The sequence below is a fragment of the Streptomyces sp. NPDC044033 genome (assembly GCF_056434425.1).
Genome location: NZ_JBWKFF010000034.1, coordinates 1 through 14,078, shown reverse-complemented (window position 1 = coordinate 14,078; position 14,078 = coordinate 1). Strand labels below are relative to the sequence as shown.

Here is a 14,078-nt window from a genome sequence, read left to right as displayed (position 1 = left end):
GGCCGCCTGGCGCCGGCGCCCGGCCGGCGTCCGCCGACGGCCGGGCCGGACCGCTCAGGCCCCGCTCGCGACCGGCTCCGGCGCGGGGCTCCGGCGGGAGCCGATCAGGGACATGCCGTGGCGGGCGTGGAAGCGCCGCCCGTAGAAGAGGGTCACGGCCGCCAGCAGCCCGAGCAGCACCAGACTCTGCACCCGTTCGATCGCCGGTACGGCGTCGACCGGCAGCGTCAGGGCGGTGATCGTGCTGAGGGACGCGTCGACGAGCAGGGCACCGCCCCACAGCACCGTCACCCGCCGCAGCGCGCGCCGGAATTCGGCGGACTCCGTCCAGAACCGGTCGCGCTCCGCCCTGGCGGCTTCGGCGTGCCACTGTCGGGCGAACTGGAAGACGAACGGCCGCGGCGCGTACAGCGTGCCCAGGATCCACGCCGCCAGCCCCAGCGACAGGGCCACGTTCTTGAGCAGCAGCACCCGTGGCTCGCCGCTGATCAGCGCGGTGCCCGCGGAGAGAGTGAGCATGCCGACGACGAACACGTCGAAGCCATCGACACGGCGGCGAGTGGCCAGCGTGTAGACGGCGCGTGCGGCCGGCGCGGCGCCGCTGAGCAGCAACGCCAGCCACTGCGCGGCGCCTTGGGCGCGGAGCAGGTAGTAGACGCCGAGCGGGAAGACGACGTTCACGGCGATCGAGACGGCCAGCGTGCGTCGTGCCTGCCGATCCATGGGTGCCTCCTTTGTCGCGGTCCGTTCGGTCGATCGGCCTGGTCCGCCTGGTCCGCCTGGTCTGCCTGGTCGGTCGGTCCGGTCGATCGGCCTGGTCGGACGGTCCGGCCGGTCAGCGCGACCGGGCCGATGTCCTTGTCGGAAACGTTAGGAACCGGGGCGCCCGCGCGGATCGGAGCCAGGGTCGGTCCTCGGCGGTGTTTCTCCACCCGTGCGCCTCCACCCGCGTCTCCACCGTGGGGTGGGCCGCGGCGGCCGGTACTGTGGCCCGGCGTGACCACTTTCATCTGGATCGCGGCGGCCCTGGTCGTCATCGGCGTCTACCTGAGCTGGACCGCGGGGCGCCTGGACCGGCTGCACAGCCGCATCGACGCGGCGAAGGCCGCGCTCGACGCGCAGCTCCTGCGGCGCGCGTCGGTGGCGCAGGAACTCGGCACCTCGGGGGTCCTGGACCCGGCGGCCTCCATCGTGCTCTACCAGGCGGCGCACGCCGCCCGGCAGGCCGAGGAGGAGCACCGGGAGGTCGCCGAGAGCGAGCTGAGCCAGGCGCTGCGCGCGGTGTTCGCCGAGCCGGCGCAGGTCGACGCGGTGCGGGCGGCGCCGGGCGGCGAGGAGTCGGTGCGGGAGCTGATGGCGGCCGTGCGCCGGGTGCCGATGGCGCGGCGCTTCCACAACGACTCGGTGCGGGCCGCGCGGGCCGTGCGCGAGCACCGGGTGGTGCGCTGGTTCCGGCTGGCCGGCCACGCTCCGTTCCCGCTGGCCTTCGAGATGGACGACGAGCCGCCGGCCGCGCTGGCCGAGCACACGGGCCGCTGACGGCGCGTACGGGCCACAGGCGCCCGTACGGCCGGCGTGCTCAGGCCACCGGCCTCGGATTGGCTCTTTCCGCAGGTCGTACGCGTGCGGTTTCGTGGGCCGTGCAGCATCTCAGCCCTTGATAGCGAGGTCATCACGTGTCCACCACCCCCGCGGGAAGCCCCGAGACCGGCACTGCGCGCGTCAAGCGCGGCATGGCCGAGCAGCTGAAGGGCGGCGTGATCATGGATGTGGTCACGCCCGAGGAAGCGAAGATCGCCGAGGACGCGGGCGCCGTCGCGGTCATGGCCCTGGAGCGGGTCCCGGCCGACATCCGCAAGGACGGCGGCGTGGCCCGGATGTCCGACCCGGACATGATCGACGGCATCATCGGGGCCGTCTCCATCCCGGTCATGGCCAAGTCCCGCATCGGCCACCTGGTCGAGGCCCAGATCCTCCAGTCGCTCGGCGTCGACTACATCGACGAGTCCGAGGTGCTCACCCCGGCCGACGAGGTCAACCACAGCGACAAGTGGGCGTTCACCACCCCCTTCGTCTGCGGCGCCACCAACCTCGGCGAGGCGCTGCGCCGGATCGCCGAGGGCGCGGCCATGATCCGCTCCAAGGGCGAGGCCGGCACCGGCAACGTGGTCGAGGCCGTCCGCCACATGCGGCAGATCAAGGGCGAGATCGGCCGGCTGCGCGCCCTCGACTCCAACGAGCTGTTCGCCGCGGCCAAGGAGCTGCGCGCCCCGTACGAGCTGGTCAAGGAGGTCGCCGAGCTCGGCAAGCTGCCGGTCGTGCTGTTCTCCGCGGGCGGCGTCGCCACCCCGGCCGACGCGGCGCTGATGCGCCAGCTCGGCGCGGAGGGGGTCTTCGTGGGCTCCGGCATCTTCAAGTCCGGCGACCCGGCCAAGCGGGCCGCGGCGATCGTGAAGGCCACCACCTTCTACGACGACCCCAAGATCATCGCGGACGCGTCCCGTGACCTCGGCGAGGCCATGGTCGGCATCAACTGCGACACCCTCCCCGAGGCCGAGCGCTACGCCAACCGCGGCTGGTAGACCGCGCCGCCCGGTGGGCGGCCCGCCCGATCCCGGGCCCGGCGGCCCGGGGTCCCGCGGCCTGCGCGGCTCGGAGTCCCGCGGCCTCCGCGGCCCGGGGTCCTACGGCCCACGCCGTCCGAGGCCCGTGGCCCGCGCTGCCCCGGACTCCGTGGCCCGCGCTGCCTCGGGGCCCCATGGTCCACGCTGCCCGGGGCCGCCGCCCACCGGGCACCGACACGCTGAGAGGTATCCACTCCGTGCCCCACCCCGCGTCCGACCCCGTGATCGGGGTGCTCGCCCTCCAGGGCGACGTCCGCGAACACCTCGCCGCGCTCGCCGAGGCCGGCGCCCTGGCCCGCCCGGTCCGCCGGCCCGAGGAGCTGGCCGAGGCCGACGGCCTGGTGATCCCCGGCGGCGAGTCCACCACCATCTCCAAGCTCGCCGTCGCCTTCGGGATGCTCGAACCGCTGCGCGCGCGGGTACGGGCCGGGATGCCCGTATACGGCTCCTGCGCCGGCATGATCATGGTCGCGGACAAGCTGCTCGACGGCCGGGAGGACCAGGAGACGCTGGGCGGCATCGACATGATCGTGCGCCGCAACGCGTTCGGCCGGCAGAACGAGTCGTTCGAGGCGGCCGTCGAGGTCGCCGGGGTAGCCGGCGGGCCGGTCGAGGGCGTCTTCATCCGCGCGCCCTGGGTCGAGTCGACGGGCGCCGGCGTCGAGGTGCTGGCCGTCCACGACGGTCACACGGTCGCCGTCCGGCAGGGCCGGGTCCTGGCCACGTCCTTCCACCCCGAACTCACCGGCGATCACCGGGTGCACGCCCTCTTCGTCGACATGGTGCGCGCCACCCTGTGAGCTCACCCCGGTAGGATCTCAGGCGTTCATTCAAGAATTGGTTACGCGAAGGAGACACGCGGATGTCCGGCCACTCTAAATGGGCTACGACGAAGCACAAGAAGGCCGTGATCGATGCCAAGCGCGGCAAACTCTTCGCGAAGCTGATCAAGAACATCGAGGTCGCGGCCCGCACGGGCGGCGCCGATGTCGAGGGCAACCCGACCCTCTTCGACGCCATCCAGAAGGCGAAGAAGAGCTCGGTGCCGAACAAGAACATCGACTCCGCGGTCAAGCGCGGCGCCGGCCTTGAGGCCGGCGGCGCCGACTACGAGACGATCATGTACGAGGGGTACGGCCCGAACGGCGTCGCGGTGCTCATCGAGTGCCTCACCGACAACCGCAACCGCGCCGCCTCGGACGTACGCGTGGCGATGACCCGCAACGGCGGCTCGATGGCCGACCCGGGCTCGGTCTCCTACCTCTTCAACCGCAAGGGCGTCGTCATCGTCCCCAAGGCCGAGCTGTCCGAGGACGACGTGCTCGGCGCGGTCCTGGACGCGGGCGCCGAAGAGGTCAACGACCTCGGCGACTCCTTCGAGGTGCTCAGCGAGGCCACCGACCTGGTCGCGGTCCGCACCGCCCTCCAGGAGGCCGGCATCGACTACGACTCGGCCGACGCCAACTTCGTGCCCACCATGCAGGTGGAGCTGGAGGAGGACGGCGCGCGCAAGATCTTCAAGCTGATCGACGCGCTGGAGGACAGCGACGACGTGCAGAACGTCTTCGCCAACTTCGACGTCTCCGACGACGTCATGTCCAAGGTGGACGCCTGAGTCGCTGACCGCGTACGGGCGGGTCGACGGGATGCTCCGTCGACCCGTTCGTCTTGTCCACCCGCCCACCGGTCTGCCCCGCCTTGCCCACTTGCCCACTTGCCCACTCGCCCGCTTGTGTACGGGCTGGTCCGGGACGCGCGGGCGGCCGGGCCGACGCCAGGCGGCCGCCCCGGGCCCGCGGGCGTGCCCGTATCCGGTCGTTGTCAGCGGCAGCCGGTAACCTGCACGAACAGTCGGCCAGTCGGCCAAGGAAGGTGGGGGCACCGTGCGCGTACTCGGCGTGGACCCGGGTCTGACCCGGTGCGGGATCGGTGTGGTGGAAGGCGTGGCGGGGCGCCCCCTGCGGATGGCCGGGGTCGGCGTCGTACGGACCGCGGCCGACGCCCCCGTCGCCGAGCGGCTCGTCCTCATCGAGCGCGGCATCGAGCAGTGGCTGGACGAGCACCGGCCCGAGTGCGTCGCCGTGGAGCGCGTCTTCAGCCAGCACAACGTCAGCACGGTGATGGGCACCGCGCAGGCCAGCGCCGTCGCCATGCTCTGCGCCGCCCGCCGCGGACTGCCCGTCGCGCTGCACACTCCCAGCGAGGTCAAGGCCGCCGTCACCGGCTCCGGCCGGGCCGACAAGGCCCAGGTCGGCGCCATGGTCACCCGGCTGCTGCGGCTGGACGCGCCGCCGAAACCGGCGGACGCCGCCGACGCCCTCGCCCTGGCCATCTGCCACATCTGGCGCGCTCCGGCGACCAACCGCCTCCAGGAAGCCGTCGCGGCCCACCGCCGCACCCTCGCCCCCGCACGTCTCCCGAAAGGCACCCGATGATCGCCTTCGTCTCCGGCCCGGTCGCGGCCCTCGCCCCGGACACCGCAGTCGTCGAGGTCGGCGGCGTCGGCATGGCGCTCCAGTGCACCCCCGGCACCCTCGCCGCCCTGCGCATCGGACAGCCCGCCAAACTCGCCACCTCCCTCGTCGTCCGCGAGGACTCGTTGACCCTCTACGGCTTCGCCGACGAGGACGAGCGCCAGGTCTTCGAGCTGCTCCAGACCGCGAGCGGCGTCGGCCCCCGCCTCGCCCAGGCCATGCTCGCCGTGCACGCCCCCGACGCCCTGCGGCGCGCCGTCGCCACCGGCGACGAGAAGGCCCTGATGGCCGTGCCCGGCATCGGCAAGAAGGGCGCCCAGCGCCTGCTGCTCGAACTGAAGGACCGCCTCGGCGACCCGATCGGGCCCGGTGCGGGCACGGGCGTCGGCAGCGCCGCCGGCCCCGGCTGGCGCGAACAGCTGACCGCCGCCCTGATCGGCCTCGGCTACGCCACCCGGGAGGCCGACGAGGCGGTCGCGGCCGTCGCCCCCCAGGCGGAGGCGGCCATGGCCGAGGGCGCCCAGCCCGCCGTGCCGCAGCTGCTGCGCGCCGCGCTGCAGACCCTCAACCGGGCCCGCTGACGGCCGGGCCCGCACGCCACCGCCTACCCGAGAGACCGACCATGAACTGGGACGAGCCCGCAGCGGCCACACCCGACGCCGACCTCGACGGCCCCGCGGGTCCCGGCGGGCGGCTGGTGGACGCCGTCGCCGGAGCCGACGGCGACGACCAGGCGATCGAGGCCGCCCTGCGGCCCAAGGACCTCGACGAGTTCGTCGGACAGGAGCGCGTCCGCGAACAGCTCGACCTGGTGCTGCGCGCGGCCCGCCAGCGCGGCGCCACCGCCGACCACGTCCTGCTCTCCGGCGCGCCCGGCCTCGGCAAGACCACCCTCTCGATGATCATCGCCGCCGAGATGGGCGCCCCCATCCGGATCACCTCCGGTCCCGCCATCCAGCACGCCGGCGACCTCGCGGCGATCCTCTCCTCCCTCGCCGAGGGGGAGGTCCTCTTCCTCGACGAGATCCACCGCATGTCGCGGCCCGCCGAAGAGATGCTGTACATGGCCATGGAGGACTACCGGGTCGACGTTATTGTCGGAAAGGGCCCGGGCGCCACGGCCATCCCCCTGGAGCTGCCGCCCTTCACCCTCGTCGGCGCCACCACCCGCGCCGGGCTCCTGCCGCCGCCGCTGCGCGACCGCTTCGGCTTCACCGGCCACATGGAGTTCTACGCACCGGCCGAGCTGGAGCGCGTTATACACCGCTCGGCCCGCCTCCTCGACGTGGAGATCGAAGGCGAGGGGGCCGCCGAGATCGCCGGCCGCTCCCGCGGCACCCCCCGCATCGCCAACCGGCTGCTGCGCCGCGTCCGTGACTACGCGCAGGTCAAGGCGGACGGGCTGATCACCGCCGGGATCGCCTCGCAGGCCCTCGCCGTGTACGAGGTGGACGCCCGCGGTCTGGACCGGCTCGACCGCGCTGTCCTCACCGCTCTGCTGAAGCTGTTCAGCGGCGGGCCGGTCGGCCTGTCGACCCTCGCCGTGGCGGTGGGGGAGGAGCGTGAGACGGTCGAGGAGGTCGCCGAACCGTTCCTGGTCAGGGAGGGGCTGCTGGCCCGTACGCCCAGGGGCCGGGTCGCGACGCCCGCCGCCTGGGCGCACCTCGGACTCCTGCCGCCGCGGCAGGGCGCGGGCGGCCCCGGGCAGCCGGGACAGAGCGGCCTGTTCGGCGGCTGACGGCGCGGGGACTGGTCGCCTCAGGAACCCCGGTGCCATGCTGGGCGTTGTTCCATAGGCGCGGACTCGCTTAGACTCCGCCGATGCCGTCCGTCTCGGGGCGGCATACCACCCCCCGTAGTCCAGGCCGCTCACCGGCGGTCGTGTGAAGGAAACCCGTCCCGTGAATCTCGTGACTCTCCTCCCGTTCATCGTGCTCATCGGGGCCATGTTCCTGATGACCCGGTCGGCGAAGAACAAGCAGCGCCAGGCCTCCCAGATGCGGAACCAGATGCAGCCGGGCACCGGCGTGCGCACGATCGGGGGCATGTACGCCACCGTCAAGGAGCTCCACGACGACGCGGTCACCCTTGAGATCGCCCCCGGAGTGCACGCGATCTACGCGAAGAACTCGATCGGTGCCGTCCTGGAGGACGCGGAGTACAACCGCATCGTGCACGGGATCGAGGCCGAGGAGACCGAGGCTCCGGTCGTCCCGGACGACGCCTCCTCGCTGACCGAGGACATCGAGCCGGCCGCCGGCGAGAAGAAGATCGACCTCGGCAAGGGCGAGCCGGAGGAGACGGGTGCGTCGGCGGACGACGCGGAGCCCGAGGACGTCAAGAAGGACGCCAAGAAGGACGGCAAGCGCGACGGCGACACCGACGCGAAGTAAGCCCCGTACGACGAACCGCGGAGCGCCCATCGAGCGGTGCGCCGCGGTTCCCTGACGGTCTAGGCTCCGGCGGGGGCACGTCCCCACAACACTTCGTGGCCGCCCGGCGAACACCCGACGCCGGACGGTTGGACAGGGAGATACGACAAGGTGGCAGCACCGAAGAAGGGCCGTAGGTCCCCGGGCGGCCAGGGCAGGCCGGGGCGGATTCTCGCCCTGATCCTGATCGCCATGGTGGCGCTCGTGGGGGGAATGTTCACCTCCGGGCACACCGCGCCGCGGTTGGGGATCGACCTCGCCGGTGGTACGAGCTTCACGCTGGAGGCCAAGAACCAGCCGGGCAAGCCCAACGCCATCAACACGACCAATATGAACACCGCCGTGAGCATCATCAACCGGCGTGTCAACGGTCTGGGCGTCACCGAGGCCGAGGTTCAGACGCAGGGCGCCAATCACATCATCGTGAACATCCCCAAGGGGACGAACGCGAAGCAGGCCCGCCAGCAGGTCGGCACCACCGCCCAGCTGGGCTTCCGCCCGGTGCTGAGCACCACGCCCGTCAACAAGTCTCCCGAGCCGTCGACGAGCCCTTCCTCCAGCGCGAAGGGCAAGGACGGTAAGGACAGCAAGGACGGTAAGGACGCCAAGGACGCCAAGGACGGTAAGGACGCTAAGGACAAGGTCAACCCGTCCGGCAGCGCCACGCCGACCGGCACCCCGACGTCCAAGACGCAGGGCCGGGCCGTCACCGACGCCCTGAAGGCCGACTCGACCCCCGACCCCAAGACCACGGGCAAGGGCAAGGACGGCAAGGACGGCAAGGACCCGAAGCCCTCCCAGACGCCCTCCGGTTCCCCGGACGCCGCCGCCCTCCAGAAGCAGCTCGCCGAACTGGACTGCACCACCAAGGAGGGCATGGCCAAGGCGCGGGAGAAGGCCGCCGGCGCGACGCCCAAGGACATGGTCGTGGCGTGCAAGAAGGACGGCTCCGCCAAGGAGATCCTCGGCCCGGTCGCCGTGGAGGGCACCGACGTCAACGGCGCCTCCGCCGTCTTCGACAGCCAGCGCGGCCAGGGCTGGATCGTCCAGCTGAAGTTCACCTCCGGCGGCTCCAAGAAGTTCGCCGACGTCACGGGCAAGCTGGCGGGCCAGCAGCCGCCGCAGAACCAGTTCGCGATCGTCCTGGACGGCGAGGTCGTCTCCGACCCGTCGGTCAGCCAGTCCATCGCGGGCGGCGAGGCCGAGATCTCCGGCAGCTTCACCCAGCAGAGCGCCCAGGACCTCGCCAACGTGCTGTCCTTCGGCGCGCTGCCGCTCTCCTTCGACGTCGTCACCGAGACCACCGTGACCGCGGCGCTCGGCGGCGAACAGCTCGAAGCCGGCCTGCTCGCGGGCGCCATCGGCCTCGCACTGGTGATCATCTATCTGGTCGCCTACTACCGCGGGCTCGCGCTCGTCGCCCTGGCCAGCCTCGGGGTCTCCGCGGTCCTCACCTACACGATCATGACCCTGCTCGGCCCGGCCATCGGCTTCGCGCTGAACCTGCCGGCCGTCTGCGGTGCCATCGTGGCCATCGGCATCACCGCCGACTCCTTCATCGTGTACTTCGAACGCATCCGGGACGAGATCCGCGACGGCAGGTCCCTGCGACCGGCCGTCGAGCGCGGCTGGCCGCGCGCCCGGCGCACCATCCTGGTCTCCGACTTCGTGTCCTTCCTCGCCGCCGCGGTGCTCTTCGTCGTCACCGTCGGCAAGGTGCAGGGCTTCGCGTTCACGCTCGGCCTGACCACGCTGCTCGACGTCGTGGTGGTCTTCCTCTTCACCAAGCCGCTGATGACGATCCTGGCCCGCCACAAGTTCTTCGCCGGCGGCCACCCGTGGTCGGGGCTGGACCCCAAGCGCCTCGGAGTGAAACCGCCGCTACGGGCCTCCCGCCGCGGCTCCTCCGCCCCCGTCGACCCCAAGGAGGCGTGAGATGTCCAAACTCGGCAGCATCGGCGCCAGGCTCTACCGCGGCGAGGTCGGCTACGACTTCGTGGCCAAGCGGAAGATCTGGTACGGCATCTCGATCCTCATCACCATCACGGCCATCGTCGGCCTGGCGGTGCGCGGCCTGAACATGGGCATCGACTTCTCCGGCGGAGCCGTCTTCACCACCCCGACGACCTCCGTCTCGGCCGAGCAGGCCGAAGAGACCGCCAAGAGCGCCTCCGGCCACACCGCGATCGTCCAGAAGCTCGGCAACAAGTCCCTGCGCATCCAGGTCAGCGAGCTCAGCACGGGGGACTCCCGCTCGACGCAGGAGGCGCTCGCCAAGAAGCTGGACGTACCGACCGACAAGATCAACACGGACATCATCGGCCCGAGCTGGGGCGACCAGATCGCCAACAAGGCGTGGATGGGCCTGGGGATCTTCATGGTCCTGGTGGTGATCTACCTCGCCATCGCCTTCGAGTGGCGCATGGCCGTCGCCGCCCTGATCGCGCTGGTCCACGACCTCTCCATCACCGTCGGCGTCTACGCCCTCGTCGGGTTCGAGGTCACACCCGGCACCGTGATCGGTCTGCTGACGATTCTCGGTTACTCCCTCTACGACACCGTCGTCGTCTTCGACGGACTCAAGGAGAGCGCCCGGGGCATCACCAAGCAGAGCCGCCAGACCTACAGCGAAATCGCCAACCGCAGCCTCAACGGCACCCTGGTGCGCTCCATCAACACCACGATCGTGGCGCTGCTGCCGGTCGGCGCCCTGCTCTTCATCGGCGGCGGCTTCCTCGGCGCGGGCATGCTCAACGACATCTCGCTCGCCCTGTTCGTCGGCCTCGCGGCCGGCGCGTACTCCTCGATCTTCATCGCCACCCCGCTCGTCGCCGACCTCAAGGAACGCGAACCGCAGATGAAGGCCCTGGCCAAGCGGGTGCGCGCGAAGCGCGCCACCGCCGCCGCCAAGGCCGAATCGGGCGTCGAGACGGACGAGCGGGACGCGGCGGACTTCGACGACAGCGATGTCGATGACGACGGCTCGGCCGCGGCCGGCGTCGTCGGACCGCGCGGCCGGCCCGCCGCCCGCAACCGCGGTCGCGGGCGTCCGTCGGGCAAGCGCCGGTGAACGACGCCGAGGGACTGCGCTCCCTGCTGCTCAGCCGCATCGCGGACGTACCGGACTACCCGAAGCCGGGCGTGGTGTTCAAGGACATCACGCCGCTGCTCGCCGACGCCAAGGCGTTCGGCGCGCTCACCGAAGCGCTCGCGGAGCTCTGCGAGCGGTACGGCGCGGACAAGGTCGTCGGTCTGGAGGCGCGCGGCTTCATCCTGGCGGCCCCCGTAGCCGTCCGCACAGGGCTCGGCTTCGTGCCCGTACGCAAGGCCGGCAAGCTCCCCGGAGCGACGCTCGCCCAGTCGTACGACCTGGAGTACGGCAGCGCCGAGATCGAGATACACGCCGATGCGCTACGGCCCGGGGACCGGGTCCTGGTCATCGACGACGTCCTGGCCACCGGCGGCACCGCCGAGGCGTCCCTCCGGCTCATTCGCCGTACGGGCGCCGAGGTCGCGGGCGTGGCCGTCCTGCTGGAGCTGGGCTTCCTGGCCGGCCGGAAGCGGCTGGAGCAGGCGCTGGCCGGCGCACCGCTGGAGACGCTGATCACGGTCTGAGCGGCGACGCGGCCGAGCCGCACGCAGCGGAGGCGGGCACCGGGGAAGACCCCGGTGCCCGCCTCCCGTTATCCACAGGGCGGCCGCCTGCGGGAGAGCGAGGTGGCCGGGATCGTTACCATGGCAGTCCGGACCTGATCGGGGGCCGGACCCGCATGAGGAGAGTGCTCTTGCCAGACGAGGCCCAGCCGCTCACCGCCGCGCAGCCGCAGAAGCCCACGCCCGAGGCCGCGGTGGCCGCGAACACGCCCCGGGACCGAGGCGACGCCGCGGCGCGGCCCACGGCGGAGCCCGAGGCGAAGGCCGGGCCCGAGCCCGCACCGCAGCCCATGCCGCGGACCGCGCCGAAGACGGCGGCCGAGGCCGTGCCGACGCCCCCGGCGGACCGGCCGAAGCCCCCCGCCGAGCAGCAGCCGGCCCCTCCGGCGGACCGCCCCGCCCCCGGCGCCACCCCCGCCCGCCCGGCCCCCGGCCCCACCGCCCGCTCCGGCTCCTCCAACCGTGTCCGGGCCCGCCTCGCCCGACTGGGCGTACAGCGCTCCAGCCCGTACAACCCGGTCCTCGAACCGCTGCTGCGCATCGTCCGCGGCAACGACCCCAAGGCCGACGCCGCGACGCTGCGCCAGATCGAGAAGGCGTACCAGGTCGCCGAGCGCTGGCACCGCGGCCAGAAGCGCAAGAGCGGCGATCCCTACATCACCCACCCGCTGGCCGTCACCACCATCCTCGCCGAGCTGGGCATGGATCCGGCGACGCTGATGGCGGGACTGCTGCACGACACCGTCGAGGACACCGAGTACGGGCTCGACACCCTGCGCCGCGACTTCGGCGACCAGGTCGCCCTCCTCGTCGACGGCGTCACCAAGCTCGACAAGGTCAAGTTCGGCGAGGCCGCCCAGGCCGAGACCGTGCGCAAGATGGTCGTCGCCATGGCCAAGGACCCCCGCGTCCTGGTCATCAAGCTCGCCGACCGGCTGCACAACATGCGCACCATGCGCTACCTCAAGCGGGAGAAGCAGGAGAAGAAGGCCCGCGAGACCCTGGAGATCTACGCCCCGCTGGCGCACCGGCTGGGCATGAACACCATCAAGTGGGAGCTGGAGGACCTCGCCTTCGCGATCCTCTACCCCAAGATGTACGACGAGATCGTGCGGCTCGTCGCCGAGCGGGCCCCCAAGCGCGACGAATACCTCGCGATCGTCACCGACGAGGTCCAGACCGACCTGCGCGCCGCCCGCATCAAGGCCACCGTCACCGGACGGCCCAAGCACTACTACAGCGTCTACCAGAAGATGATCGTGCGCGGCCGCGACTTCGCCGAGATCTACGACCTGGTGGGCATCCGCGTCCTCGTCGACACCGTCCGCGACTGCTACGCGGCGCTCGGCACCGTGCACGCCCGGTGGAACCCGGTGCCGGGGCGGTTCAAGGACTACATCGCGATGCCCAAGTTCAACATGTACCAGTCGCTGCACACGACGGTCATCGGGCCCAGCGGCAAGCCGGTCGAACTCCAGATCCGCACCTTCGACATGCACCGCCGTGCCGAGTACGGCATCGCCGCGCACTGGAAATACAAGCAGGAAGCCGTCGCCGGCGCCTCCAAGGTCCGTACCGACGTGCCCAAGAACGCGGGCAAGGGCCAGGACACCGTCAACGACATGGCGTGGCTGCGCCAACTGCTCGACTGGCAGAAGGAGACCGAGGACCCCGGCGAGTTCCTCGAATCGCTGCGCTTCGACCTCTCCCGCAACGAGGTCTTCGTCTTCACGCCCAAGGGCGACGTCATAGCGCTCCCGGCCGGCGCCACCCCGGTCGACTTCGCGTACGCGGTCCACACCGAGGTCGGCCACCGCACCATAGGCGCCCGCGTCAACGGACGGCTCGTACCGCTCGAATCGACCCTGGACAACGGCGACTTGGTGGAGGTCTTCACCTCCAAGGCGGCCGGCGCCGCGCCGTCCCGCGACTGGCTCGGCTTCGTCAAGTCCCCGCGCGCCCGCAACAAGATCCGCGCCTGGTTCTCCAAGGAGCGCCGGGAGGAGGCGATCGAGCAGGGCAAGGACGCCATAGCGCGGGCGATGCGCAAGCAGAACCTGCCCATTCAGCGCATCCTGACCGGCGACTCGCTCGTCACCCTCGCCCACGAGATGCGCTACCCCGACATCTCCTCCCTCTACGCGGCCATCGGCGAGGGACACGTCGCCGCGCAGGGCGTCGTGCAGAAGCTCGTCCAGGCGCTCGGCGGCGAGGAGGCGGCCAACGAGGACATCGACGAGTCCACGCCGATCCGGGGCCGCTCCAAGCGCCGTGCCAACGCGGACCCCGGCGTCGTCGTCAAGGGCGTCGACGACGTGTGGGTCAAGCTCGCGCGCTGCTGTACGCCCGTGCCCGGAGACCCCATCATCGGCTTCGTCACCCGGGGCAACGGCATCTCGGTGCACCGCGCCGACTGCGTCAACGTCGACTCGCTCTCGCAGCAGCCGGAGCGGATCATCGAGGTCGAGTGGGCGCCCACCCAGTCCTCGGTCTTCCTCGTCGCCATCCAGGTGGAGGCCCTCGACCGCTCCCGGCTCCTCTCGGACGTCACGCGGGTCCTCTCCGACCAGCACGTCAACATCCTCTCGGCCGCCGTCCAGACCTCCCGCGACCGGGTCGCCACCTCGCGCTTCACCTTCGAGATGGGCGACCCCAAGCACCTCGGCCATGTGCTCAAGGCGGTCCGCACGGTGGAGGGCGTGTACGACGTCTACCGCGTGACCTCGGCCCGCAGGCCCTGAGCCCGAAGAGGCGCGGAGCGGTGAGATAAGGGGGCGGGGGGGGGGGGGGGGGCCCCCCCCCCACCCCCCAACACAAAAGGGGGAAAGCAGATAAAAAAACAACCCAAAAAACCTTCGAGCGGGGGCACCACACGCCCCCCGGCCACCAAGCAC

The 14,078-nt window shown here is 71.7% G+C and carries 13 protein-coding genes; 12 read left to right on the top strand and 1 reads right to left on the bottom strand.

Going from position 1 to position 14,078, the window contains the following annotated elements; all coding sequences use genetic code 11:
* Positions 1-54 precede the first annotated feature (54 nt).
* Complete coding sequence (locus tag AC07AB_RS37120) at positions 55-723, bottom strand: VC0807 family protein (RefSeq protein WP_478576444.1); 669 nt, start codon at positions 721-723, stop codon at positions 55-57.
* Between the two features lie 273 nt (positions 724-996).
* Between AC07AB_RS37120 and AC07AB_RS37115 the strand changes: the two genes are divergently transcribed.
* The 12 genes from AC07AB_RS37115 (at position 997) to AC07AB_RS37060 (ending at position 13,925) form a co-directional block, all read left to right on the top strand.
* Positions 997-1,539: a hypothetical protein gene (locus AC07AB_RS37115; RefSeq protein WP_478576443.1), complete on the top strand. Its 543-nt coding sequence runs from the start codon at positions 997-999 to the stop codon at positions 1,537-1,539.
* Positions 1,540-1,676: 137 nt separating this feature from the next.
* A complete protein-coding gene (gene pdxS / locus AC07AB_RS37110) occupies positions 1,677-2,582 on the top strand; it encodes a pyridoxal 5'-phosphate synthase lyase subunit PdxS (RefSeq protein ID WP_478576441.1) in 906 nt (301 codons plus the stop codon).
* Between the two features lie 239 nt (positions 2,583-2,821).
* Positions 2,822-3,424 carry a pyridoxal 5'-phosphate synthase glutaminase subunit PdxT gene (pdxT, locus tag AC07AB_RS37105; RefSeq protein ID WP_478576439.1) on the top strand — a complete coding sequence of 201 codons (603 nt, stop codon included), beginning with the start codon at positions 2,822-2,824 and terminating at the stop codon, positions 3,422-3,424.
* A 62-nt stretch (positions 3,425-3,486) separates the two neighbouring features.
* The gene (locus AC07AB_RS37100; protein WP_478576437.1) at positions 3,487-4,239 is read left to right on the top strand and encodes a YebC/PmpR family DNA-binding transcriptional regulator; all 753 of its coding nucleotides are present in this window, start codon (positions 3,487-3,489) and stop codon (positions 4,237-4,239) included.
* 268 nt (positions 4,240-4,507) lie between these two features.
* Positions 4,508-5,059 carry a crossover junction endodeoxyribonuclease RuvC gene (gene ruvC, locus AC07AB_RS37095; protein WP_478576435.1) on the top strand — a complete coding sequence of 184 codons (552 nt, stop codon included), beginning with the start codon at positions 4,508-4,510 and terminating at the stop codon, positions 5,057-5,059.
* Positions 5,056-5,679 carry a Holliday junction branch migration protein RuvA gene (gene ruvA, locus AC07AB_RS37090; protein WP_478576433.1) on the top strand — a complete coding sequence of 208 codons (624 nt, stop codon included), beginning with the start codon at positions 5,056-5,058 and terminating at the stop codon, positions 5,677-5,679. The genes ruvC and ruvA overlap by 4 nt, the downstream gene beginning before the upstream one ends.
* Positions 5,680-5,720: 41 nt before the next feature.
* Entirely contained in the window at positions 5,721-6,836 is a 1,116-nt protein-coding gene (gene ruvB / locus AC07AB_RS37085; RefSeq protein ID WP_478576432.1) for a Holliday junction branch migration DNA helicase RuvB, read from the top strand.
* Between the two features lie 163 nt (positions 6,837-6,999).
* Positions 7,000-7,491: a preprotein translocase subunit YajC gene (yajC, locus tag AC07AB_RS37080; protein WP_478576430.1), complete on the top strand. Its 492-nt coding sequence runs from the start codon at positions 7,000-7,002 to the stop codon at positions 7,489-7,491.
* Positions 7,492-7,641: 150 nt separating this feature from the next.
* Positions 7,642-9,465 (top strand): protein translocase subunit SecD, encoded by a 1,824-nt coding sequence (gene secD, locus AC07AB_RS37075; protein WP_478576429.1) that lies wholly within the window; start codon positions 7,642-7,644, stop codon positions 9,463-9,465.
* A gap of 1 nt (position 9,466) precedes the next feature.
* Positions 9,467-10,600 carry a protein translocase subunit SecF gene (gene secF / locus AC07AB_RS37070; protein ID WP_478576428.1) on the top strand — a complete coding sequence of 378 codons (1,134 nt, stop codon included), beginning with the start codon at positions 9,467-9,469 and terminating at the stop codon, positions 10,598-10,600.
* Entirely contained in the window at positions 10,597-11,145 is a 549-nt protein-coding gene (locus AC07AB_RS37065; RefSeq protein ID WP_478576426.1) for an adenine phosphoribosyltransferase, read from the top strand. Before secF ends, AC07AB_RS37065 begins: the two co-directional genes overlap by 4 nt.
* 170 nt (positions 11,146-11,315) lie before the next feature.
* Positions 11,316-13,925 carry a RelA/SpoT family protein gene (locus tag AC07AB_RS37060; protein WP_478576424.1) on the top strand — a complete coding sequence of 870 codons (2,610 nt, stop codon included), beginning with the start codon at positions 11,316-11,318 and terminating at the stop codon, positions 13,923-13,925.
* Positions 13,926-14,078: the final 153 nt, after the last annotated feature.

Excerpts from the sequence above, each read along its gene's own strand:
- secF (WP_478576428.1), top strand. The coding sequence starts at position 9,467 with ATGTCCAAACTCGGCAGCATCGGCGCCAGGCTCTACCGCGGCGAGGTC.
- AC07AB_RS37120 (WP_478576444.1), bottom strand. The coding sequence starts at position 723 with ATGGATCGGCAGGCACGACGCACGCTGGCCGTCTCGATCGCCGTGAAC.
- ruvB (WP_478576432.1), top strand. The coding sequence starts at position 5,721 with ATGAACTGGGACGAGCCCGCAGCGGCCACACCCGACGCCGACCTCGAC.
- ruvA (WP_478576433.1), top strand. The coding sequence starts at position 5,056 with ATGATCGCCTTCGTCTCCGGCCCGGTCGCGGCCCTCGCCCCGGACACC.
- AC07AB_RS37100 (WP_478576437.1), top strand. The coding sequence starts at position 3,487 with ATGTCCGGCCACTCTAAATGGGCTACGACGAAGCACAAGAAGGCCGTG.